Source organism: Methanolobus profundi (assembly GCF_900114835.1).
Classification (GTDB): Archaea; Halobacteriota; Methanosarcinia; order Methanosarcinales; family Methanosarcinaceae; genus Methanolobus; species Methanolobus profundi.
In genome coordinates this window covers 1,037,969-1,061,453 of the sequence record NZ_FOUJ01000001.1, presented here as the reverse complement: position 1 = coordinate 1,061,453, position 23,485 = coordinate 1,037,969, and the positions used below count along the sequence as shown (strand labels likewise).

19 protein-coding genes and 1 tRNA gene are annotated in these 23,485 nt (G+C 42.6%); 9 read left to right on the top strand and 11 right to left on the bottom strand.

The window, feature by feature from the left end; genetic code table 11:
• Positions 1-49 precede the first annotated feature (49 nt).
• The 4 genes from iorA (at position 50) to BM008_RS04875 (ending at position 4,841) form a co-directional block, all read left to right on the top strand.
• A complete protein-coding gene (gene iorA / locus BM008_RS04890) occupies positions 50-1,939 on the top strand; it encodes an indolepyruvate ferredoxin oxidoreductase subunit alpha (protein WP_245747888.1) in 1,890 nt (629 codons plus the stop codon).
• Entirely contained in the window at positions 1,936-2,547 is a 612-nt protein-coding gene (locus BM008_RS04885; protein WP_091933864.1) for an indolepyruvate oxidoreductase subunit beta, read from the top strand. Before iorA ends, BM008_RS04885 begins: the two co-directional genes overlap by 4 nt.
• A gap of 16 nt (positions 2,548-2,563) precedes the next feature.
• Positions 2,564-3,895 carry a phenylacetate--CoA ligase family protein gene (locus tag BM008_RS04880; RefSeq protein WP_245747886.1) on the top strand — a complete coding sequence of 444 codons (1,332 nt, stop codon included), beginning with the start codon at positions 2,564-2,566 and terminating at the stop codon, positions 3,893-3,895.
• Between the two features lie 247 nt (positions 3,896-4,142).
• The gene (locus BM008_RS04875) at positions 4,143-4,841 is read left to right on the top strand and encodes a hypothetical protein (protein WP_091933861.1); all 699 of its coding nucleotides are present in this window, start codon (positions 4,143-4,145) and stop codon (positions 4,839-4,841) included.
• A gap of 88 nt (positions 4,842-4,929) precedes the next feature.
• Here the strand turns inward: BM008_RS04875 and BM008_RS04870 are convergent, their stop codons facing one another.
• Together BM008_RS04870 and BM008_RS04865 are read right to left on the bottom strand one after the other, a co-directional pair.
• Positions 4,930-7,113: a diphthine--ammonia ligase gene (locus tag BM008_RS04870; protein WP_091933858.1), complete on the bottom strand. Its 2,184-nt coding sequence runs from the start codon at positions 7,111-7,113 to the stop codon at positions 4,930-4,932.
• A 161-nt stretch (positions 7,114-7,274) separates the two neighbouring features.
• Positions 7,275-7,661 carry a hypothetical protein gene (locus BM008_RS04865; RefSeq protein ID WP_091933856.1) on the bottom strand — a complete coding sequence of 129 codons (387 nt, stop codon included), beginning with the start codon at positions 7,659-7,661 and terminating at the stop codon, positions 7,275-7,277.
• A gap of 271 nt (positions 7,662-7,932) precedes the next feature.
• Between BM008_RS04865 and BM008_RS04860 the strand changes: the two genes are divergently transcribed.
• From BM008_RS04860 to purQ, 3 genes are all read left to right on the top strand, one after another.
• Positions 7,933-8,520: a CDP-alcohol phosphatidyltransferase family protein gene (locus BM008_RS04860; RefSeq protein WP_091933853.1), complete on the top strand. Its 588-nt coding sequence runs from the start codon at positions 7,933-7,935 to the stop codon at positions 8,518-8,520.
• Between the two features lie 144 nt (positions 8,521-8,664).
• Positions 8,665-8,916: a phosphoribosylformylglycinamidine synthase subunit PurS gene (gene purS / locus BM008_RS04855; protein WP_091933850.1), complete on the top strand. Its 252-nt coding sequence runs from the start codon at positions 8,665-8,667 to the stop codon at positions 8,914-8,916.
• Entirely contained in the window at positions 8,913-9,608 is a 696-nt protein-coding gene (gene purQ / locus BM008_RS04850; protein ID WP_091933846.1) for a phosphoribosylformylglycinamidine synthase subunit PurQ, read from the top strand. Before purS ends, purQ begins: the two co-directional genes overlap by 4 nt.
• A 329-nt stretch (positions 9,609-9,937) precedes the next feature.
• Here the strand turns inward: purQ and rnhB are convergent, their stop codons facing one another.
• The 3 genes from rnhB to BM008_RS04835 all read right to left on the bottom strand — a co-directional run bounded on the left by rnhB (position 9,938) and on the right by BM008_RS04835 (position 15,065).
• Positions 9,938-10,600 carry a ribonuclease HII gene (gene rnhB, locus BM008_RS04845; protein WP_091933843.1) on the bottom strand — a complete coding sequence of 221 codons (663 nt, stop codon included), beginning with the start codon at positions 10,598-10,600 and terminating at the stop codon, positions 9,938-9,940.
• A gap of 71 nt (positions 10,601-10,671) precedes the next feature.
• A complete protein-coding gene (locus BM008_RS04840) occupies positions 10,672-12,855 on the bottom strand; it encodes a type II secretion system F family protein (protein ID WP_091934282.1) in 2,184 nt (727 codons plus the stop codon).
• 14 nt (positions 12,856-12,869) lie between these two features.
• On the bottom strand, positions 12,870-15,065 hold the full coding sequence (locus tag BM008_RS04835) for a type II/IV secretion system ATPase subunit (protein ID WP_245747884.1): 2,196 nt from the start codon (positions 15,063-15,065) through the stop codon (positions 12,870-12,872).
• A gap of 292 nt (positions 15,066-15,357) precedes the next feature.
• Here BM008_RS04835 and BM008_RS04830 point away from each other — a divergent pair, with 292 nt between their 5' ends.
• Positions 15,358-16,266: a UbiA family prenyltransferase gene (locus BM008_RS04830; protein WP_091933841.1), complete on the top strand. Its 909-nt coding sequence runs from the start codon at positions 15,358-15,360 to the stop codon at positions 16,264-16,266.
• 126 nt (positions 16,267-16,392) lie between these two features.
• Positions 16,393-18,009, top strand: coding sequence for a phenylalanine--tRNA ligase subunit beta (gene pheT, locus BM008_RS04825; protein ID WP_091934276.1), 1,617 nt, complete (start codon positions 16,393-16,395; stop codon positions 18,007-18,009).
• A gap of 127 nt (positions 18,010-18,136) precedes the next feature.
• Here pheT and BM008_RS04820 read toward each other — a convergent pair whose 3' ends face one another.
• The 6 genes from BM008_RS04820 to BM008_RS04795 all read right to left on the bottom strand — a co-directional run bounded on the left by BM008_RS04820 (position 18,137) and on the right by BM008_RS04795 (position 23,355).
• The gene (locus BM008_RS04820; protein WP_143072278.1) at positions 18,137-18,649 is read right to left on the bottom strand and encodes a hypothetical protein; all 513 of its coding nucleotides are present in this window, start codon (positions 18,647-18,649) and stop codon (positions 18,137-18,139) included.
• A 250-nt stretch (positions 18,650-18,899) separates the two neighbouring features.
• A tRNA-Arg gene (locus BM008_RS04815) sits at positions 18,900-18,996 on the bottom strand.
• Positions 18,997-19,062: 66 nt separating this feature from the next.
• Entirely contained in the window at positions 19,063-19,812 is a 750-nt protein-coding gene (locus tag BM008_RS04810; RefSeq protein ID WP_091933835.1) for a sulfite exporter TauE/SafE family protein, read from the bottom strand.
• Between the two features lie 29 nt (positions 19,813-19,841).
• Positions 19,842-20,543 carry a potassium channel family protein gene (locus BM008_RS04805; protein WP_091933832.1) on the bottom strand — a complete coding sequence of 234 codons (702 nt, stop codon included), beginning with the start codon at positions 20,541-20,543 and terminating at the stop codon, positions 19,842-19,844.
• Positions 20,544-20,549: 6 nt separating this feature from the next.
• Positions 20,550-21,563, bottom strand: coding sequence for a potassium channel family protein (locus BM008_RS04800; protein WP_091933829.1), 1,014 nt, complete (start codon positions 21,561-21,563; stop codon positions 20,550-20,552).
• A 52-nt stretch (positions 21,564-21,615) separates the two neighbouring features.
• Positions 21,616-23,355: a site-2 protease family protein gene (locus BM008_RS04795; protein ID WP_245747883.1), complete on the bottom strand. Its 1,740-nt coding sequence runs from the start codon at positions 23,353-23,355 to the stop codon at positions 21,616-21,618.
• Positions 23,356-23,485 lie beyond the last annotated feature (130 nt).

Sequence of the window (23,485 nt, the reverse complement as noted above, 5' to 3'; positions counted from 1 at the left end):
CATTCGTAGATCTATTTTCCTATCTTCCAATTATATTCATCCGAGAGGAATGACATTGACCGGTAAACGTATACTAATGGGCAACGAAGCCATTGCCTTTGGAGCCATGAAGGCTGGTCTCCAGATCGCAAGTGGCTATCCTGGCACACCATCCAGTGAGGTCATGGAAACTATCATCTCACACGCAGAGAAATATGGTATCTATGCCGAATGGGCAACCAATGAGAAAGTAGCACTTGAAACTGCAGTTGGTGCTGCTTATTCCGGTGCGAACACTATTGTAACAATGAAACAGGTCGGTCTGAATGTAGCTTCAGATCCTCTTATGAGTCTTTCTTACATGGGTATCAAGGGTTCACTTGTAATTCTGGTCTCTGACGACCCCGGACCTCATTCATCCCAGACCGAGCAGGATACCAGGGCATTCGGTAATTTTTCTAACATCCCTGTTCTCGATCCTGCAACTCCTCAGGAAGCTTATGATATGACAAAACTGGCATTTGAGCTTTCACATGAGCTTGAAACTCCGGTCATACTGAGAACGACCACACGTGTTTCTCACGGCTGTGAGGATGTTCTTATCGAGGATATAGGACCGGTTTCCAGAGATATCGAAGGGTTTGTAAAGGACGCCAGATGGGCAATATTCCCTAAATTGACAGCCCAGCGTCATCCTCTTCTTGAAGAGCTTCAGGTCAGAATGTCTGACCGTTTTTCAGAGTACTTCAAAGATAGTTCTTTTAATTATATTACAAAAGGAAGTAGCAAAATAGGTATTGCAGCTTCCAGTGTTTCCGCTCTTTATGTAAAAGAAGCAATAAAGGATAGTTCAGATGTTTTCTCATTTTTCAAAGCTGGCACAGCTTATCCTTTCCCTGAAAAAGCAGCCCTTGACTTCATGAAGGGGTTAACTGACCTGATCGTTGTGGAGGAACTTGATCCTTACATGGAAGAACAGTTCCTGCAAATAGCAGGCAAATATCATCTTGATATTAATATCCACGGTAAGAAGAATGGATCTTTCCCTGTAAGTGGCGAATATGATGTTGATGTTGTTATAGATGGCATCAACCGTGCCCTTGACAATATAATCACTGAGAACATTCGGCTTTCTCATTCAATTGGAGCCGTAGGTCCAGAGGATATTCCTCCTCTGCCTGTTCGTGCTCCTACATTGTGTGCAGGTTGTATGCACAGAACAGTGTTCTATGCTTTCAAGAAAGCTGCTGCTAAAATGAAAAAGAAGACAGGGACCGATCCGGTGTTCTCCGGTGATATCGGATGTTATACTCTTGGAAATGCCCGCCCGCTTAATATGGTGGACACCTGTCTTTGTATGGGTGCAGGTATAAGCGTGGCAGCAGGTCTTTCCCGTACTCCTGAATACATGCAGGGTAAGAAGGCAAAACAAGTGGCGTTCATAGGTGATTCCACATTCTTCCATTCGGGTATCGCTGCTGTTGTGAGTGCCGTCTACAATAATGCTGACATAACGATAGCTGTTCTTGATAACCGCACAACTGCTATGACAGGACATCAGCCTCACCCTGGTATAGGATTAACGGCTATGGGCTCTCCTGCAAAGATCATCGATATTGCAGAGGTCCTTAAAAGCTGTGGAGTAGGGATGGTAAAGACCATTGAAGCTGATGAACTTGACAAGTGCATGGATATAGCTACCGAGGCAATGGAATTTGAGGGTCCGTCCGCTGTAGTTTTCAAAGGAAAGTGTGTTGCAATATGCAAGGGAACAGGTCAGTATGTTGTGGACGAGGACAAATGTACTAACTGCAAGTTATGCATCAAGCAACTTGGATGCCCTGCAATATTCTCAATATCTTCAGGCACTCCGGTAATTCAGGATACATGCAGTGGCTGTGGTCTGTGTGCTCAGATATGTCCTGCTAATGCTATTGTTCTGAAGGAGGTCGCACAATGAAGTTCGATATTCTCATTGCAGGTGTAGGTGGTCAGGGCGTGGTACTGGCTTCCAGATTACTTGCTACTGCTGCTATGGATGCAGGTTTCCATGTGGCTACAGCCGAGACAATAGGAATGGCCCAGAGGGAAGGCTCGGTTACCAGTCATGTGAGGATCGGCGATGATGTATGCGGTTCACTGATACCACAGGGAAAAGCTGATCTGCTTATCGGTCTTGAACCAGCAGAAGCTGCAAGGAACATACTTTTCCTAAGCAAAGATGGCAATATGGTTGTAAATGAGCATGCGATTATGCCTTCAACACAGGGTTCTGATGAATACGACCCGGAGAAGATACTGTCATTCCTTAAAGAGAGTTGTCCGCAGACCATTACAGCCGATTTCACCGGACTGGCGAGGGATGCAGGAACATACAAGGCAGCTAACGTTGCCATGATAGCAGCATCTGCAGGTGCCGGTCTTTTGCCATTCTCAGACGAATACCTGTGGGGTGTGCTTGAGAAGATGATCCCGGAGAAGTACAGGGAAGTCAACCGCAGGGTCTTTGACAGAGCTATAGAAAGCGTTTCAGGCATATCCGTCACTGAGTCAAATAAGGATGAATGATCACAGGGTGAGATGAATGTGTAACTGTCATGATAACAACGACCAGAAGCTTGCAGGAAAAGGAAACGATGCATCAGGAACTCAGCTCTGTGATTATGATATATCTGTGGAATCGAGAACAGCCAGTTTCATGGACCTCCTGAAAAGGGTGACAGAAGGGAGTCCGTTCTACCAGAAGAAGTTCGCTGAAGCTGGTGTTGATATAAGTGAGATAAGGACACTTGATGATATCTGCAAGCTTCCCTTCACCAATAAAGAGGAACTCAGGGATGCCTATCCTCTGGGTCTTCAGGCTGTACCGGATGAAGAGGTAGTGAGGATACATTCTTCTTCAGGGACCACCGGAAGTCCGGTGATCATACCATATACAAAGGGAGATGTGGAGGTCTGGGCTGATATGATGATGCGCTGCTATAAGATGGCAGGGCTCACCAACACTGACAGGATACAGATCACTCCGGGTTATGGTCTCTGGACTGCAGGAATAGGATTCCAGGCGGGTACAGAACTTCTGGGTGCAATGGCTGTTCCAATGGGACCTGGAAATACTGAGAAACAGCTTCAGATGATGCTCGATCTCAAGTCCACGGCACTTGCAAGTACGTCATCCTATGCCCTGTTGCTCGCAGAGGAAATTACAAAAAGGGAATTGAAGGATAAGATACACCTGAAGGTCGGTATAATCGGTTCCGAGCGCTGGAGCCCGAAGATGCGGGCACGCATCGAGAATGAGCTGGGAATAGATACCTATGATATCTTCGGCCTGACAGAGATATACGGACCGGGAATTGCCCTTGACTGTTCACTTCATGACGGTCTTCATTACTGGTCTGATCACCTGTTATTTGAGATCATAGACCCGGTGACCGGTGAGATATTACCTGACGGAACTCTCGGGGAGCTGGTCATAACCACGCTTACAAAGGAAGGTGCTCCTCTCATACGTTACAGGACAAGGGATCTGACACGTATATTTCCAGAACCATGTAAGTGTGGATGTCCTTTCCCAAGAATAGACCGTCTTCTTGGTCGTACAGATGACCGTATCAAGATAAAAGGTGTGAATGTCTATCCGGGACAGATCGAAGATGTCATCCTGAGGGTTGAAGGTGTCAGCAGTGAATATCAGATCATCCTTGAAAGGGAATCCGGAAGGGACAGCATGCTCTTCAGGGTCGAGATCGAGAATGCCGATGATCCTGAAAACAATAAGCTGAGATCAAGACAGATGAACAAGGCATTCCATGATTTCATTGGTGTCAGTGTTGATGTGGAATGTGTTCCTGTAGGGGCATTGCCACGCAGTGAAAAGAAGAGTAAGAGAGTTATAGATAACAGAGAGATGTGAGGATACATCACTCTTTATCCACACATCTTAAATCTTATCAGTAATTGATTCTCAGTTATTCACTAAAAAAAGAAAGGTTTAGTAGTTATTCCACTTTCTTCTATTTTTAATATCTTTCAATAAATTCCTTGGGTTCGGTTTTATACACAGTCTTGAATAATTAATTAGTAACTTAAATTTATATACTACAATTTCAAATTAATTAATAAAAAAATGATTAAGAATTAGAAAATATGGAGTATGTAATATGAAAAAAAGAATAACTATTATTTTGGCCATGATTCTATTTTTATTAGTACAGCTATCTGGTTTTAGCAGTGGATATACTATGAATTCTACTTCAGATAATCCTCCTGAACAACTTCAAATTCCTGATTATGGTCAATATATTTTGAATGATCTGGAGAATGATTCCTCTGTTATTGCTGTAATGGGAGAAATTCCTGAGATTAAACAAGATGAGAAAAAAGAAGAATGGTTACAGCAACTTGATAGATGTATAAATCAGTCATCAAATAAACTCCATCTTCAAATGAAAGAAAATGGTGGTCTACTTCTTGGTTATGGATATCATATCTATGGATATATTGTCATAGATATAGATAGTGATCAAAAAGAAAGAGTTGATGATGATGTTATCAATGATTTGTATATGATGGTTAATACTAATTGGATAAATCAAAGTGTATCTAATGTTCCTGTTGTTTTTAGGTGGAGTATTACAAAAAATGATGATGCAATAGATGATAGTATTGAATTAAACCCTGCTGATTCTGGAATGATGGTAGAAGAAGAGATCAATCAAACTAACAATACTAATTTGTTAGGTGGAGATGAGAATACAACAAATGAAACAGAAATCGATGATATTTCTTCAAAAACAACACCTGGATTCACATCATTAGCGTTAATATTGTGCTTTGCAATATTATCCCGATCACAATAACAATTCATAAGGTTGACTGAATGATCCGGGTTAGCTGATGGATATAATTGGTGAGAAACAAAAAAAATAAAACAATAGAGTGATCACATCACTCTTTATCCACAAGCACAGCATTGGTGATAACTACCTTAGCAGTGTATTCATCCCTCTCGATGACTTCCATTTCCCTGATCTCTATCTTTTTGTGATACATCGGTCCGTCAGTTACAAAGCTTTCGAACTCGCCACCCTCGCCTGCTACATTAAGGCCTATCTTCTCGTTAAGCTTGACAAGTTTCTCAATGTCCTTTTCACTGATTATCCGTCCGACCCAATCCTTGTTAAGGCCATATGCAGCAACACTGCTGAAAATGAACTCGAATCCAAGGTCAAGGAGCTGGTACATCTCTTTTTCCTGGTCGATGTGCCAGAGGGGTGAGAATGCTTTTAGTCCCAGTTCATCACATACTCTCTCGATCCTCTCACGCTGGTAGTTAGAGTAAAGGGCACCAGTGATGACACCTTCAATGCCGAACTCATCCTTAGCACGGATGATGGCATTCTTCATGTCATCAAGTTCCTTCTCTTTCTCTCCCTTGGTCAGTTCTTCAATGAGCGGCAGTTCCATCGCTTCTGCCTGTAAGCGTGCAAGGTCGATGTTAGGAGTATGGAACATATATGAGTCAAGGTTCTGGCTCTTGATCGTGATAAGACATTCAATGGAATAGTTCTGCTGTTGCATCACGTGCATAGCATAGTTACTGTCCTTTCCTGAGCTGAAAAGCACGCCCAGTTTCAGATTTGGCTGGTCGTAGAACTGCTTCAGGTATTCTGTTTTTGTCTTGCACCCTGCCTTCTTTGCAAGTTTACCGATGGCCTTATCGAATCTGCTTCCATATTGTGCTGCCTGTTTTCTACGCTGGCTGACCTCTTCCGGGATCCCTATCTTTTCACCGAGCATGCGGAGTATGAGCTTGTTCTGCTCTTCGCTGATCTTGTATTCAGGCGGGATCTTCAGACAAAAGTCCACGAACCTCTTGTCAAGATATGGAACACGTAGTTCGATGTTATTGTTCATTGAAACAACATCGTCACGATAGGTATTTTTCTCGTAGATCTTCAATACATCGGCATAGCAGTCACGACTGATATCAGTGGAACGTTTATGACGGTCATAACCTGCGAATATCTCGTCAGCACCGGAACCAGAGAACATGACCCTGATACCATCTTCCTTTGCAGCTACACAGGCTGCATACATTGTAAGTGCAACCCCGACCTTTGGCACATTGCTGTCCTCAACAAGAGGGACCACGTCCTTCAGGTATGTTTCAACCTCTTCCAGGCCGATACTTTTAATCTTCAGGTCAAGTCCAAGCTCTTCTGCCATCCTCTTAGCGTATTCGACATCAGGTGGCAGTTGTACTTCAGACAGACCTGCTGTATAACATGTAAAATCAATTCCTGGTCTTTTTCCCATGAGTTTGCACATGTGTGCGATTATAGTTGAGTCAAGACCACCGGAGAACAGGATCCCGAACTTCTCTTCAGGCATTCGTATGGACACTGCATCTTCCAGAAGTTCATGCATTTTAGCCTCAACTTCACTTATGCTGCCTTCATGTTCCGGTGTGATCGAGAAGAACTCGCGGTTGAATTTCTCAATGCTGCCATCCCCTATTCTATATGCAAGGATCTCTCTGGGGTTTAGTTCCTTGATGTCTGTATAGCCGTTCTTTGCAAGTGCTTTTTTCTCGGATGCGAATGCAAAGCCTGTTGAACTGCTATACCACAGCGGCTTGATACCAACGATATCCCTTGCTATATAGACCGTATCATCGAGCCAGTAAGCAAAAGCATAGACCCCGATGACCTCGAGCAGAACTTCATCAATTGTTCGGAGCGTATCATTAATGGAAACTGTATCGGTTACCTTGTCAGCGAGTTGTTTCTCAATAAGTTGTATCAGGAGATCGGTATCGTTCTGTGCCTCGATACCATATTTGATCCCAAGTTCCTTCCAGTTATATATCTCGCAGTTGGCCACGATCGTTCCTTTATAGGCAATTGGCTGGAGTACGAAGTTAACCATGGAATGCAGCCGATGTCCAAGGACATTCATTTCCTGAACATCACTTTCAATATTCAGAGACTCGACGTTCTTCCCAAGGCAGATATCATTTCTGGTTCGTATACCTATACCGTCCAGTCCTCTGTTCTTTGTTATCTCGAGGGCATCAAGGGTATATCCAATTGCATTATCGTTATCAAAAAAACCTGTAATAGAGCACATATTTTCAGCTAATGGATGTATTTTTAGTTCAGAAGGGTATTCCAGCCTGATAAAGGCTTTGAATACATATATAATAAATAGCTGAGTGACAGGAATTTAAATAACCTGCATATACTGAACATCAATAAAAATAGGAGAACTAAAAAGGAAGAAGGATATGCTCAGGGCTTACATTCAAGAGCAACACGTTCTTCCGGATTGAGGGATATGTAGAATTTAAGGATGTCATCCGGGTTGATATCTACATCGAGCTTGTATCCTTTTGCCCTTCCGGCCTTAAGGAAACGCTCTTCCTTTTCGTGCTTTCTGAGCATCAGAGCCTCAACCTCTTCATTGGTGAGTGATGACATATCTGCTTTTTTAAGAAGGCCTATTAGCAGGAAATTGTTCTCAATTTGCTGATAAACATTATCTATTTTACTTTCTACCTTCTTTTCAGGCTCGAACAGGTAGGCAGTCTCTCCATTTGAACCCTTGTATGCCATTGATATCTTCTTAAGTACCAGTTTTCCGTTCTCACAAACCAGTATCTTGCGCTCAGTCTTCATTTGATTGCCTCTGTATGTTTTTTGCAGAAACCAAATACACAGATAAATTATGCAAATCATGGATCGTAGTTTAGTTACGATCTATCGTGTTTGTATCTACAATTGATGGTTTTCTCAATCTACTATATAAAGTTATCTTCACTTTACTATCCAATGAGTATCATTATAATGATATATCATGTTTGCAATGTGAATGCTTTTAAATTCAGGGGCAATATCTGAAATAGAAAGAACTTCTAAAAGCCTGTAGAATAAGAAGGACCGGGAATATATGTTCAATGATCTTAAGAATAACATAAGGGCATCGATATTACCACTTGTAAGCTGGATACCATTATCTCCGAATTCATTGACGATCATTGGTCTGTTGGTAAGTATCTGGGCCGCATATCAATTTGCTAAAGGTGATCTTTTCGGTGGCGCTCTTTTGATACTCTTCAGCGGGTTCTTCGATATGATCGATGGTGCAGTTGCCAGAGCAAAGGACTGTATGACACCTTTTGGTGCAGTACTTGATTCCGTATGTGACCGATATGCAGATGCTATCATCTTCATTGGTATCATCTACGGGTCCATCACAGGTTCCATCATGCAGACAACACTTATGGAAGTTGATCTGTGGGTCTGGGTAATATTCGCCATGATCGGCTCTTACCTTGTGAGCTACATACGGTCAAGGGCAGAGGCTGCAGGTGTCAGTTCCATGAATATAGGTATTGCTGAAAGACCTGAGAGGATGATCCTTCTTGTAGCAGGTGCACTTACAGGCTATCTTGGTGAGTCCGTGGTCATTATAGTGGTCCTTACACACATTACGATAGTACAACGTGTGCTCCATGCAAAGAAGGCACTTGCATGAGATGTATGAAAAGATGAGAGGATAATGTTTTCAATGCAAAGGTTATAATATCAGGCGTTATTATCTATGGCTTAGTTTATCTTATAATATCTTATAATTATAGACATCATATAAACATCATCAAATGAGAGATGAGGATTCCAAATGCAATATCAAGCAGATGTAACCATTGAACTTAAGACCGGTATGCTTGACCCTGAAGGTACCACCATCGAAAGGGCACTTGAACACCTGGGATACGAGACCAACAGTGTCAAGACAGCAAAGAAATACACGATCGATCTTCAGGCAGAGAACATCCATGCTGCAAGAGAAACAGTAGAAGAGATGTGCCAGAAACTTATCGCTAACCCGATCATTCACAATTATTCCATATCCCTGAGGGAATTACAATGAGTATAGGTATTGTACAATTCGGTGGCAGCAATTGTGACCTCGACGTGTTACATGTCCTGAAGGACGTTCTCGGAGTTGACGCTGAACTTGTATGGTACAAGGAAGAAAGTCTGGAACGCTTCGAAGGTATCGTCATCCCCGGAGGATTCTCATACGGTGACTACCTCAGAGCAGGTGCCATCGCAGCACGTACGCCTATCATGACATCTGTCAAGAAGCTTGCTGAAGAAGGTAAACCTGTTGTAGGTATCTGTAATGGTTTCCAGGTTCTCACAGAATCAGGTCTCCTTGAAGGTGCATTGACAACCAATGAATACCCTAAATTCAGATGTGAACCAAAATATCTGAGGGTAGAGACCACAGACACACCTTTCACTTCTAAATTCAAAAAGGGAGAAGTTGTCAGCATTCCTATAGCTCACATGGAAGGTAACTTCTATGCGGACGAATCCACACTTTCAAGCCTTGAGGACAACGGACAGGTAGCTTTCAGATACGTTGACAAAGATGGAAAAGCAACAGATGAGGCAAATCCTAACGGCTCACAGGAGAATATCGCAGGTATTGTAAGTGCAAAAAAGAATGTACTTGGTATGATGCCTCATCCTGAAAGAGCATCCGAGGAGATCCTTGGTTCAAAGGACGGTCTCAGGATATTCGAATCAATGGTGGAGTTCATCTCCAACAAATGATCCTTTTCTTTTTTAATTTAATTTTTAATTTAATTCAACTCAATTTTTAGTTGTTCTTTCTTAAGGTTCTGGTTCTTTATAGTAGGCTTGTGATTAACTTATTTTATCCCGAAGGGTCCGGCGAAGCCGGCGCTTTTCTACAAGATCAAATATAAGACTTTATGGAATATCATAAAAGATTTTCTTCGCAAACTGATATTATTTATCAGGGAAAAATCTAAAAATAGTCAGTAATTTCTTCTGTATAGCTGCATCGGAATGTGCCGCCTTCGGCGGATGGTCATTTCGTTCTTGTAGTTTTTATTTCTGCTGAGAACTTATCATTCCTGCTAATCCTCAGCTTCATAATTTTTCACAACATTCTCCGCAGTTTTCCAGGAATGTCTCACAAAATCAGGCAGGTCACCATGTTCCCTGTACCAGTCTGCAAGGAACTGCTTTGTTTTTGGGTCGGAAGGATAACCACTTCCAAAGTCAACACCATGTTCTACTTTTAGTTCCTCTATCAACTGGTCCCTTTTTACCTTGGCTACTATAGAAGCAGCAGAGACGACAGGATACGTGGCATCAGCACGGTGTTTTGAAACAATTGTCAGTTCATCGGCCTGTTTGGGATATGTCTTTCTGTATTCATCCAGAAGTCGCATACCGAACCTTTCCTCGTTCACATCAGCAGCGTCAACATAAGCGGTCTCAGGATGAAGCTCAGCAAGCACCTTTGAAAAAGCGACTACCATGATGTCGTTCATGCTCATGAGCTTTCTCAGTTCATCTACCTGACCGGCCGATATTTCCAGAACGAAGACCTTTTCAGAGTATTTCTCTATCTGGCTTGCAAGGTGTGTTCTTTTCTTGGGGCTGATCTTCTTCGAGTCTGCCACACCAAGGTTCTTCAGTGTACTGTTCCTCGTATTATCCAGCAGCACGCCTCCAACACACATAGGCCCTATTACCGGTCCTTTCCCTGCTTCATCTATTCCGGCTATCTTCATCTTATCGTTCCCTGGTATCAACTATCATTATCAGATGCAGTTGATCCTAAAAAAAGTAATTGCCAGAGGTTTTAGATGAACAATGTGAATATCGTATAACCAATGGCTATCATTATTGTTGAATGTTTGAGTCCTGACATAACACTGCCTTCACCCATTGCACCTGCCATAAGCCCTGAACTGAGTCCCTGGATGATGGCTGCATGTTTGAAGAGACGTGTGTATGCCTCAAGGTCGAAGTTACCAAGGAATCCTCCTGCTGATGAACCTGAAGCCGCCATCTGCTGACCTGCTTCTGCCATCTCGGAAAGGAAAGTTGTTGATATAACAAAGATAACACCAACGAATACCATGAAAGATATGTAGATAATGACAATGTAGATCATCATGCTCATGGCACGTTCTCTTTTCATTCCCTGTTCGGAGGCTGCATCCCTTGCAGCTACCATAAGCACTTCTCCAATGTCACCACTGGATTCGTTAGCTTTGGTTATCAGTGAAAGTGACCTTGTAACGACCTGGGTCCTCAGGCGGTTCGCAAATCTTATCAGTCCGTCATTGATCTCAAGTCCCCAGTAGATATCATGCCATATCTTTCTGATCTCACTGCTCAGGCTGTCTGTCTTTGACTTTGCCATAAGCCTGATGGCATCCCTTAATGTCATACCGGTCTCATTGGTACTGGCAAGCTTCTTGAGGAAATCAGGGAAGTTATTTTCCAGCTTTCTCTTCTTCCTTGCCTTTATCTCGTGGAATATAGAAAGTGGGATGATTACTATGAACAATGCGAAAACGATCAGATCATCAACAAAATCCACAAGTAATACAGGATTGCGAAGTCTGTCAATGTTCATGAGCAATGGGATCATTATTACCAGTATTGCAAGAGGTACTGTTATCACAAGAGTTGCAAGTGGGTTCTTGAACATCGGTGCAAGAGGGTTCTTGATTATGTTCTTGAGTGCAAGTGACTTCTTTGACTTGATAAAATCTTCAAAGTAACCTCTGTTACGTACTTTGTCCTCAGTCTCGTCTATGAGCTCTCCATCTTCATCGTAGACCGGTTCGAGGTACTTCGGTACATCTGGTATCCCATGATCAAGTGTTTCGGTGGTTGGAAGTAATCTTGGCTCGCCCATTTCAGTAGGTGTTATGATACTGATCATGACAACGAACATGATCGAGCCTACAGGAAGGACCGCGTAGATAATGGCATATACCATTGTAGAGGTTCCAGATCCCATTACGGCCATCATGACACCCATGATGATAATGAACAAAGGACCTGCAACAAAAGCAGTCACATATGATTCTGCAAGAAGTCCCAGTGTCTCCAGGAATCCTTTCTGGTCTACTTCTGATTTGATAAGATATTGTTCTGACTTGTCACGGAAATAATTTGGGATATTACCTCCGCTGTCAATGACGGTCAGAAGGTTGTACATAAGGTCCTGGAACCTGTCGGATGGTGTGATCTCAGACGCATTGGTAAGTGCATTTCTCAGGTCATGTCCAAAATAGTCCATGTCCCTGACAATAGAATCTATCTCTTTGGAAACCTCTCCATAGGTGTCCTCAGAATCTGCAATAGCCCTGAACACATCGATGATATTCATACCACCCTTGCTCAAAGCGTACATGAAAGTGACAGCATATGGAAGCTGCATATCTATCTTGGCTTTCCTCTCACTTGCCTGGAATCCCGGGAATAGCATGAAGAGAGCATATACCACACCGCCCATTCCTATTGTGAATACAATGGTCATGAAGAACCCAAGGAATATTTCCTTGAATGCAAGAAGTGGTGCCAGCCTCGGTCCGAATGTCAGGTTGGTTATCTGCTCAGGTAATCCTATCAGAACGATCACTGTATATGTAAGGAAAAGTCCGATGAGTGCTCCTACAATGCCGGATACCAGTGAATAGAATATCGCATTTGAGATATACATCTCGTGTGAGATCGGTATCCTTGCCTGGTTCAGTTGTTTCTGAAGATTCTCATAGCTTTCTTTTTTAGCTTTTATCCTGTCGCCTATAAGGACGAATGGGATCCTCTTCAGAATATTGATGTAAATAAGTGCTTTTTTAGTATAATCATCAACGTCGAACTTCTTCTTAGGTCTCTTTGACTTTTTCTTCTTGCCATTTCCAACATCTTCGGTCATGGTCTCCTGGATGTCCGGAGTCTCAACTGAAACATCATCTTCCTGGTCATTCATTACCAGTTCCTCCGGAGTTTCTTCGATCTCGGTCATATCATCACCAGGTATCATTCCAGTTTAAGTTTCCTCAGGACCTTCTCAGGTGTAGACTGGTAAGCGTTGATAATATCCGATATCTCCTGGAAATCGTTGATATTGTTGTTCACCATGTGTTCCAGTATCTTCTGGCGATAGTACAGTTCCTGATCCACCCTGCCCTGTCCCCATCCACGTCTCATCTTGATGTCGAACAATGCCTTTGATTCTCCTGTACGGATGAACATATCTGATTCCGAATCCCACACGAAGATATCATTAGTCCTGATGTTTCTTGTGTTAGGGTCGATATCGATGATCTCTACCAGCTTGATGTTCCTTCTGACACGTTTACCCTTGGTGTATGTCTGGGACTGGATGCTCATGATATCAAGTGCCTGGATCATAGTACGTGGTACGCTGATAGGTGGGTTCTCAAGTCTGTGAATTGCAGATGCTACTGAATCAGCGTGCATGGTTGAGAATGTGGTGTGACCTGTGGACATTGCCTGGAAGAGTGTGAGTGCTTCTTTACCTCTTACCTCACCCACAAGCAGGAACTCTGGTCTTTGTCTGAGCGCTGCCTTCAGGAGGTCATACATATCGACTGCACCTCTCTCATCTGCTGTGAATGAATCCCTGGTGATACTTGGGATCCAGTTAGGATGAGGCAGCTTGAGTTCCCTTGTATCTTCAAGGGAGATGACCTTTGCTTTTTCAGGAATGAACAAAGATACAGCGTTAAGTGAGGATGTCTTACCGGAAGCGGTACCTCCTGCATAGATAAGACTCTTGTTGTTCTCGATACATAACCAGAGATATGCCATGGATTCTGACGAGAAAGTTCCCCATCTGATCAGGTCCACCGGTGTAATAGGTGTGTCACTGAACTTACGGATGGTGAAGGTACTTCCGTGTGCGGTCACACTTGTACCAAGTGTCATCTGTATCCTTGAACCGTCAGGCATGGTAGCATCTACCATTGGTTCTGCTACTGAGATGTGTTTTCCACTTCTCTGTGCCATCTGGATAATGAACGAGTTGAGCTCATCCTCATGGTAGATAACGTTTGTCGCAATGTTCTGATGTACCCTGTGATACAGGAATATCGCTACATCATGACCATTGCCTGATACATCTTCAATGGAATCGTCCATCATAAGCGCATCTATCTTTCCGAACCTGACAAAATCCCTTTTGATATAATATGAGATCTTCTCAAGCATTGGTGGTGTGATCTCAATAGTATAATCCTGAATGATCGACCGGATCTTTGATTCAAGGACTGCTTCTTTATCGTCCTCTTCCTCATCGATCTCTTCCACAAGAAGTACATCCCTGAGCCTGTCCTTTATTTCATGGAGGAAGGTATTCTCAAAATCAGTGAGTTCCGGTTCGACTATATAGTAAAGATGATTGTTCTTGTCCTCATTGTACAAAATGACAATGAATGCATATGGTTCATTGACCCAATAACGCTCGATCTCTTCATATCCTTCAAGGCCATTGAACTCTGTTATAGGTCCATGTTCTTCAGGGTCATAAGGCTCGATCACCATCTCTTTATGTTTGAAGAGCTGTTTGATCTTTTCAATAGGACCTAATTTCTCTTCTTTCTCTTCTAGTTCTACCTTCTCAGCCTCAGCTTCTTCGATAGTATCAGAAAGAAGTTCTTTTTCCTCTTCATCTGTTACTGGTACTTCTTCTTCAGTGAGGATCGGTCCTTCTTTTTCTTCATCAGGTAAGATGGTCTTCTCTATTTCTTCTTCAGGGGTGACCTCTTCCTCTTTATCTTCAATATCGATAAGTGGTTTTTTGGGTGGGCCGAAGTTAGGCGACCTTGGAAGCAGTATACCGATCTCTTCCTCTTCTTCTGTATCCTCTTCCTCGGTATCACTCTCTGAGCTATCGTCTTCGTTCTCTTCAGAGGTTTCGTCATCTGCAGGTCCTTTTTCAGCCTTTTCCAGAATATGTGCGAAATCCTTTTCGAATTTCTCCTCTTCTTCCTTTATTTTAGAGATCTCTTCCAGAATACTTGAAGTTTCATCCTCAGATGTTTCATTGTCTACTAATTCATCACCCTGCATACCATCATCCTTTTCCCCGTTTACTTCTAACGATGGGTCCTCACCCTTTGATAATTTGTGATCTGATAACTCCGGATCATCGCCTTGAACTCTATTTTTGGAATGCTCTTTTCCTGGAGTGCTTGATTGAGTATCGTCCATTGTTTCACCGTCTGACACAATAGGTCCGATATATGGGTCTGAGGGTTCATGGGAACTTAAGACCCGATATAAATATCATGAACATATTATAATTATAATGGTTATTAAAGTTATTGTCCGGATGTGCGTTTTTACCATAAAATGCATATGATCATCGCTCACCGTTTTCTATTTTAGATGTCTTGCTGCATAGTGTATGTTCAATGGTATATACGCAATGTACATAAAACTTATTATAAAACTACATATATATTCATTATTTTAACATGCATGTTCAAAAGTACCTATTTTTATGGATTCCAATGTACATGCAGTCGGTTCAGGGTTTGGATTTAAAAATGATATTGTAAAGCTTGTTGAGCATCTATGGAAAGAGGTCATATTTGGTGGCCACCTCTTTGCTACTGGTTCAATGGCTGTAGTAGTAGCATGTGCCACATTGTTCATGGTCCCTCTGAGTTGGGATATTCTTTTTACATCCTATATGATGTTCTATGCGATCTATCTTTATGATTACTCGAAAGGTGCATCATCAGATGAGCTGACCAATGGAACGCGAGCTAAATATCTTCAGTGTAAGAATAAGAGCACGTGTATAGTTATTGCAGCTTCAGCACTTCTGATCATCTCTCTTTTTACATTTACAACGGTCCTTACAACTATTGTTTCGATCGGAATTTTGATACTGGGACTTCTGTACGGAAGCCATTTCAAGAAACTCACAAAGAAGATACCTGCTTTCAAGAACATCTTTGTTTCGATCGTCTGGTCCTTCATGGCTCTTTTCGTATTCGTCTATTATTCACTTCCGATCACTTATGGAGCTTTGATGCTTGCTCTTTTCATTTTTATAAGGATGATGAACATCCAGATACTCTTTGATGTAAGGGATGTAGAAGGTGACAGGGCAGACGGACTCTTGACCATACCTGCAATATTCGGTGAGAAGAAGTATCCGTTCATCCTGAAACTGATCAATCTCGTATCTATCCTGTTCGTTGCTGCATGTGTTATTCAGGGTTTTCTTCCTGTTATTGCCATGGCGATAATTCCGGTATTCTATTATGGGGTAAATTATATCAACAAAGTACTGACCTCAAAGAAGAACTATACATCCTATGTATATGCAGCATGCGAACCTATTATGTGGATGATGCTCATCTTCGCAGGACGCTACATTACTGCTCTTAATGTAATGTGAGTGCTGTCAACCTTCCTATTTTCATTTATCAGAGCTCGGTATCTGAACAAAAACATTAAATGGAAAGTTAGATATGTTCTGGTTGATCTTGCTAGAAGAGAACAGGGAAGGAAAGAGGAGATACCGATGCCGATCATTACCCTACCATACGATGACCTTGAACAATTAACCGGAACAGATAAAGATACTATTATAGAACGCATACCCATGATCGGGGCAGATATAGAGCGTATTGAAGAGGAATCCATAGATATCGAATTCTTCCCGGACCGTCCGGACCTTTACAGTGTGGAGGGTGTTGCACGTGCAATTCGTGGTTTCCTTGACATAGAGCCAGGTTTCTGCGAATATGAGGTAAAACCTTACACAATAGAGATCACAAAGGATGATTCCATTGATTCTGTACGTCCTGTTTTCGGATGTGCGGTCGTCCGTGGTGTCAAATTTAGTTCCAGTGCCATCAAGACACTTATGGACCTTCAGGAATCCCTTCACTGGGGACTTGGACGTGACCGTAAGAAGGTATCAATAGGTGTGCACGACCTGTCAAAGGTACAGGCTCCTTTCCGCTATATCGCAGCAGACCCTGATTTCAGCTTTGTTCCTCTTGACTTCACAGAACCTATGACCATGAAGGAGATCCTTGAGAAACATCCTAAGGGAACACGCTTTGCTCATATCCTTGATGGGTTCGACAAGTATCCGCTTATTCTTGATGCAAATGACAATGTGCTTTCATTCCCGCCAATAATCAACGGTACTCTTACAATGGTAACTGAGGATACCACTGACCTTCTGGTGGATGTTACCGGACTTAGCAATGAGGTGTACACAGCTCTTAACATCGTCACAACTGCTCTTGCAGAACGTGGTGGACAGATCGAGTATGTGAAGGTCATTGGTGCGGATGGCACGGAGAATATTCCTCTTGACCTCAGCGCAAGGACAAAGATCCTCGAAAGAGCTGAGATAGATGGTCTTATTGGCATGGACCTTCCTGTGGATGAGATCGTTAAGCAGCTCAACAGGATGGGCTTTGGTGCAAAGGAACTCGATGACGGACGTATCGAGGTACAGATCCCACGCTACAGAGCGGATATTCTTGACAACTCGGATATCATTGAGGACATTGCAGTAGGATACGGTTTTGATAAGATCCCTGCGGTATTCCCTATGAATGCTACTGTAGGTAAGTCCCACATGCTCTCCGACATCAGTTCAGATATGCGTGAGATAATGACAGGTCTTGGTTATTCACAGGTCATGCCATTCACTCTTACAAGCGAAAGGGTTCACTTTGACTGGATGTGCAGGGAAAAGACCGATGATGTGACCTATGTCATGCATCCTATCAGTGAGGACCAGACAATGGTCAGGACAACCATATTGCCAAATCTCATGGAGATCCTTTCCATGAACCAGCACAGGGAACTCCCACAGCGTATATTCGAAGCCGGGGATGTTGTCATTAGTGGCAAGAACGGCCTTCACCTTGCAGGTGTTTCCATCAATGCTCAGGCTAACTTTACTGAAGTAAGGGAGCTCGTGGAAGCTCTTATGCGTGAAAGACTTATCGAGTACGAGATCGTTGAGTCAGAGGATCCGGCTTTCATGGAAGGCAGGAGAGCTGACATTATCGTTGACGGTAAAAAGATAGGTGTCATGGGAGAACTGTTCCCACAGGTCATAGTTAATTTCGGACTTGGACAACCTGTTGTAGGATTTGAGATCGATCTTCTCTGATCGGTCATAATTACTTTTTTAATAATACTTTTTTAAATTATAGGCTTAAAATGGCTCTGTAGAGAGCCATAACTTTGCAAGTTCATGTTAGGAACTCATAAAATAACTCGTTCTAACTGAATAACAACTAATTATACTTTTTTAATGCTATCAAACACATAATAACTAATAAACATAAAAGTGAACTAAATCCAGATAAATATGTTTCTTTTTCGATTGTTTCAATGGCTCTATATCTAAAAATAAAAGCTACAGGGACATTATCAATTCCTTCTTGCTCATACTCTTCTTCAATTATTTGATAAAGCATGTCAATTGTTGTATCATTAATTTCCGTTTCTAGATATTTATCCAGGTATACACGCATGTATCCATCACTATTATATGCAAGTGCCACTACCGGACCATCATTTGAGGTCATATATGGTTCGATCAAAGACCCTATATTTTCTCTATGACCACGAAGCTCCGCATCCCATTCTTTTAGTTCTTCTGAATTCTTTATTTCAGGTATCGTTCCTCGGATAGCAATCATATCAGGATCATTTTCTAGATCTTCAAAAATAACAGTTCCATAGTCAGAAAAAATACTGTCATTTATATATGAAAAATTCTCCTCATTATTTTCACTCGCTACCACCAAACTGGATAATAATACAAACAATAAGATCAACAGTATCTGCCATTTCAAAGTGTTTGATATTCGGATCATTTTTAGTAATACCTCTCAAATATCACTATTTACTGAAATTTAATTAAGATGTTGGTATCAGTGTTAAAAAGCAGCACTTTAATTTTTTACGTTTGCTGGATGCTAAAGGAGCGATAGTATCAACTCCAGTGATAAATATAACTTTAAAAAGAATTTGAAAACAAATATAACAAAAGAACGGGCCCGCCGCGATTCGAACACGAGTCGATGGGTATCTCCGGACCATTATGGTCACATCGAAGCCCATCAGGATATCCTGGCTACCCTACAGGCCCGCAAAGCAACTACTGATTGCTGCATCTTGTATTAAAGGTTTCTATCATTTGCGATAAAAATGCTTCTCATATCATTCCTGACAGCATTTTGAGTGCCATTATCCAGAGTATGACCCCAAACATCTTTTGCAGTGTCTCCGGTCTGATCCTGCTGTGCATTATATGTGAACCCAGCTGTGCACCAAAGAACGAGGCGATCGCCACAGCTGCCAGCATATGGATCTCAGGATCCCATGAGCTTGCATGTGCGACAAAGGCTGAGAGGGATGTGAAGAGCACAATGAAGCCTGAACTTGCTGCAGCCCGCTTGATCGTGAATCCCAATACTAATAGCAATGGTACTACAAAGGTTCCTCCGCCCACTCCGATCATTCCTGCTATGGTCCCTATCACAAAACCTGCAACAATTATGGCCGGATATCTTCTATGGTCACTGAAATGCTTACCCTTGTACAGTAACTGTGCCTTTGAGAATATCATTTCCTCTCCGACAAATATCATCAGGATGGTCAGTGCAAAAAGAAGCAAGCTAACTGGTATCACCTGTGTGAAATATGCTCCTATCTGGGCACCTGTCATGGATGCAATGATAAAAGGGATGGCTACCTTGAAATCGACCATGCCCTTTCTTATGTAAGTGATGGCTGCAGAGCCTGATGTCACCGTGTTCAAAAGAAGTGCGATCGTAACCGATGAGATGAAATCTCCCGTGAGCCAGTAGAAGAAGGGCACATAGAATATGGCTCCTCCCAGTCCGATCATTGAGAAAAGCGTAGATGTACAGAATACAATAAGAGCGAGAATTATTATTTCCATTTGTCACGATCCGTAAAGGTGGTCTTCCCTTAGTATAACTTGACCTTTACATACTTTTCCTTGAATTTCGCTATTTCTTCCTTGCCACCAACCACAGCCACAATATCTCCTTCCCTGATCACTGTTGAAGGGAGGATATCAGTGATAACTGTTCCATTCCTTTCTATGCCTATTATGGTACATCCGAATCTGTTTCGCAGATCGATGTCCAATACGGTTTTGTTAGCAAGACCTCTGTCACCTATAACGGTGTGCTTTTCAATATCTATGCCTTCATAGAGCATGATATCCTCATCCATTTTATTGCATGAGACAGCAAGACAGGATGATGTCATTTTTGCAAGCATCTGGCCGGCAACTATGGGCAATGCCGCAACGTAGTCAGCACCGGCCTTGTATATCTTATCGATCGATCTGTATGAGTTTGCCCGTGCTATTATGGTTGAACTTGGATTCAATCCTCTTGTAATGAGTGTAGCGAACATGACATCTGTATCATCATTGAGGGATACGATAACAGTGGAAGCAGTTGGAACTTCTGCCTGTATGAGCACATCTTCCTCTGTTGCATTCCCAACAACATAATTATAATCTGCATTCTCGAAGTTCTGTTCATTGGAATCTACAACTGTGAACTTTATATCTGCATATTTGAGAGTTTCCACCACACGTCTGCCAACATCACCGCATCCGAGCACTACCAGTTCATCTCTTTTGGTCGTATCTTCCATTGAGTTTCACTCCATATGTTGTGTCAGTTTCTTCAGACGGGACAGTTGCTCAGTAGAACCTATTGCAAGTAGCACTGAGTTGTCTTTGATCACTTCATCAGATCTGATGATAAAGGTCAGGCTTCCTCCTTTCCACATACCTACTATATTAGCACCTGTCTTTTCCCGGATAGCTGCATTTTTCATGGTCTTTCCTATAAGGGGACTTTTCGGGTAGATCGGTAATTCCACAATACTGACACCTTCAAAGAACTCGGTGGCTCCTGTAAGCCTGTTAACAAAAGGATCTGCGGCTTTTCTTCCAATGAACCTGCCAAACATCTCCTTTGGTGATACAACGCTTGTTGCACCGGCATATTTCAGGTATTTCTTATTGGACCTGTCCTCGACAATGGCTATTATGTTAAGTTCACTGATGTTACGTGCTGTCAGTACTATATTCGCATTCATCTCGTCAGAACGGTTAGCGATCAGGAAACGTGCATCTCTGATGTTTGCATTTTTGAGGGTCTCTTCTTCATACACTGCACCAAATATGGTCTGGATGTTCCTTTTAAGCAGGTCCTTTACAAGTCCGGTATCCTCTTCTATAAGGATGTAAGGTACATCATTCTCTTTTAGCTCCTCGATAAGTGTCTCTATGAGTTTGTTATATCCGCATATGATGATATGGTCCTTTAGTTTCTTTGAAGCTTTGGTGGGTATGTTGGAATGGATCATCTTCTCCATCCACGGTATTATGACCAGGGTGAAGAGAACTCCAAATACCAGTGGTATCCCGGATAGCTGAACAAAGACCGAATATATTTTCCCTATATGAGAGGTAACTATGATATCGCCATAGCCTACAGTTGTAAGGGTGGTGATCACCCAGTAGAATGCATCATAAAGGTTTGCATACTCGGTCTGACCTTCGTAGGTCATTATCTTTATGAACAGCAGCATATAGAACAATATGAGAGCAAGAGCTCCAGCTACTGATTTCAGTACTGTCATATGCCATAGGTGCTTTACTCTCATTCAGCTCACCTTCACATTGTAGCCTGTTCTTAATTCTATTGTGTGCTGCTCATTAGAACCCGTGCACGATGTACGGTCCGAATATCATGAACAGGAATGACATTAGTATCAGCATTGCAAAGGTCGCTGCCACAAGTGCTGAAAGATGTTCTGCTTTTTCCTCATTTCCTGTGACCCTGAATAGGAATGCGTTCATGTAATCTCTGAATACGTGTCCTCCGTCAAGTGGCACTGCAGGCAGACAGTTGAAAAGCCCTACATAGAAGTTGAGCCATCCGATCCACAAGAGTGCGTTAGCAAGCCAGAATACGCCTATTCCGAAAGGTTCTGCCCATCCTACAGGTTCATAGAACTGTGCCAGGGTGCCGCTGAATCCTGGGAATCCTTCTCCTGCAAAGCCAATGATCGGTAATCCGAGAAGGATGATCCATCCTGCAAGTCCCTTTAGCATCTGTGGTATGCTCTTGAAGAGCTCAAGATATGCTGTTGCAGGGAATTCTCCAACTGATATTCCAAGGGATGTAGCTACCTGTCCGTCATAACTTGTGACAACACCGAGGAATCCCTTTGTCTCAACATCCGGATGTTGTGCCAGAGTGACATTGTAGCTGGTGGTACCTTCTGTGTCCTCTCTACCTATCTCAACAGTGACTTCCTGGCCAGGTACGCTGGTGTTCATTATGGACTGGAAATCTGTGTAAGAGCGTATGGGACTGCCATCTATGTACATGATACTGGTGCCAGCTTCAAGTCCGGCAGCAGATGCCGGTGAATCTTCAACTATACTTTGGATCGATATTCCTGATGGTTCTATATCCGGGTCTATGACCTCGACATCATATGTAGATATTATCCGGTCAGATGCCGCATGGAGCGTGACCATGGTTCCTGTGTCCAGTCCTTCAAGGTATTCTAGCATATCATTGACATTGCCTATTTGTGTATCATCTATCTGCGTGATGACCATATTCTCGCGAATACCTGCTGCATAGGCCGGACTGTCCTCAGCAACATCTACGATCATTGTGTCTCCGAGGGGTGACATTGCACCCAGGACAGGGCCGAAGAGTAAAGTGAATGCGATAAGTGCGACCACGAAGTTAGCCATTACTCCTGCGGCCAGGATCCTGGCTCTCTGTGTGCGGGTGGCTATCTTCTCATCTGTCTTTACGACCTTCTTTTCAGGTTCATCATCATTGATCGTTATTCCAAGACGTCGGTCGCCGTAGGGGTCGTTCTCATAAGTTATCTCTTCTTCCTTCTTTCCAAAAAGTTCCTCTTCATCAGGTTCTGCAAATCCTCCAATAGGGACCACTGCAAGCAATATTCCCATGGACTTCACCCTGATGTTCTCTACACGGCATAATATGGCATGTGAGAACTCATGTACTACAAGAGTGACAACAAGTGCGATAATACCCCATGTCAATGGTATGAACTCGTTGACACCAGGTATCAGGAAGATGTTCCTTGCTTCATTGAACTTCCCGGGTTCAGGCATCGAATTATCACCGATCGATGCCAGCATGGCAAGATCTGATAAGATGATGACCAGGAACATTGCTATCATTCCTATGAACATCAGTCTGATACCTATGTCCGCGTAGACACGCCAGGCTTTCTTTGGGATGGCGAGCTTATCCAGAAGTTTCAGGCCATGTGTTGTCCTTATCATAAGGACAGGCCCGTATGTGCTTATATTATACTTTTTCAATATTCCCTTTCTTTCCAGCATTATTACAGCCAGCCAGTAAAGGAAAAAGAGTGTTAATGCAATATTTGTTCCGTCCAAAAAAACTCTCCGGCGTTAGTGTTGATCGAATAAGGTTCTAATTCTTTTAATCGGGTATATATGTTTGTTACAGTAATGTATTAAATGCCATATATATTTTCATGCGGGACTATATGGGTAAATACTGGGG

Excerpts from the sequence above, each read along its gene's own strand:
- iorA (WP_245747888.1), top strand. The coding sequence starts at position 50 with ATGACATTGACCGGTAAACGTATACTAATGGGCAACGAAGCCATTGCC.
- BM008_RS04885 (WP_091933864.1), top strand. The coding sequence starts at position 1,936 with ATGAAGTTCGATATTCTCATTGCAGGTGTAGGTGGTCAGGGCGTGGTA.
- BM008_RS04880 (WP_245747886.1), top strand. The coding sequence starts at position 2,564 with ATGTGTAACTGTCATGATAACAACGACCAGAAGCTTGCAGGAAAAGGA.
- BM008_RS04875 (WP_091933861.1), top strand. The coding sequence starts at position 4,143 with ATGAAAAAAAGAATAACTATTATTTTGGCCATGATTCTATTTTTATTA.
- BM008_RS04870 (WP_091933858.1), bottom strand. The coding sequence starts at position 7,113 with ATGTGCTCTATTACAGGTTTTTTTGATAACGATAATGCAATTGGATAT.
- BM008_RS04865 (WP_091933856.1), bottom strand. The coding sequence starts at position 7,661 with ATGAAGACTGAGCGCAAGATACTGGTTTGTGAGAACGGAAAACTGGTA.
- BM008_RS04860 (WP_091933853.1), top strand. The coding sequence starts at position 7,933 with ATGTTCAATGATCTTAAGAATAACATAAGGGCATCGATATTACCACTT.
- purS (WP_091933850.1), top strand. The coding sequence starts at position 8,665 with ATGCAATATCAAGCAGATGTAACCATTGAACTTAAGACCGGTATGCTT.
- purQ (WP_091933846.1), top strand. The coding sequence starts at position 8,913 with ATGAGTATAGGTATTGTACAATTCGGTGGCAGCAATTGTGACCTCGAC.
- rnhB (WP_091933843.1), bottom strand. The coding sequence starts at position 10,600 with ATGAAGATAGCCGGAATAGATGAAGCAGGGAAAGGACCGGTAATAGGG.
- BM008_RS04840 (WP_091934282.1), bottom strand. The coding sequence starts at position 12,855 with ATGACCGAGATCGAAGAAACTCCGGAGGAACTGGTAATGAATGACCAG.
- BM008_RS04835 (WP_245747884.1), bottom strand. The coding sequence starts at position 15,065 with ATGGACGATACTCAATCAAGCACTCCAGGAAAAGAGCATTCCAAAAAT.
- BM008_RS04830 (WP_091933841.1), top strand. The coding sequence starts at position 15,358 with ATGGATTCCAATGTACATGCAGTCGGTTCAGGGTTTGGATTTAAAAAT.
- pheT (WP_091934276.1), top strand. The coding sequence starts at position 16,393 with ATGCCGATCATTACCCTACCATACGATGACCTTGAACAATTAACCGGA.
- BM008_RS04810 (WP_091933835.1), bottom strand. The coding sequence starts at position 19,812 with ATGGAAATAATAATTCTCGCTCTTATTGTATTCTGTACATCTACGCTT.
- BM008_RS04805 (WP_091933832.1), bottom strand. The coding sequence starts at position 20,543 with ATGGAAGATACGACCAAAAGAGATGAACTGGTAGTGCTCGGATGCGGT.
- BM008_RS04800 (WP_091933829.1), bottom strand. The coding sequence starts at position 21,563 with ATGAGAGTAAAGCACCTATGGCATATGACAGTACTGAAATCAGTAGCT.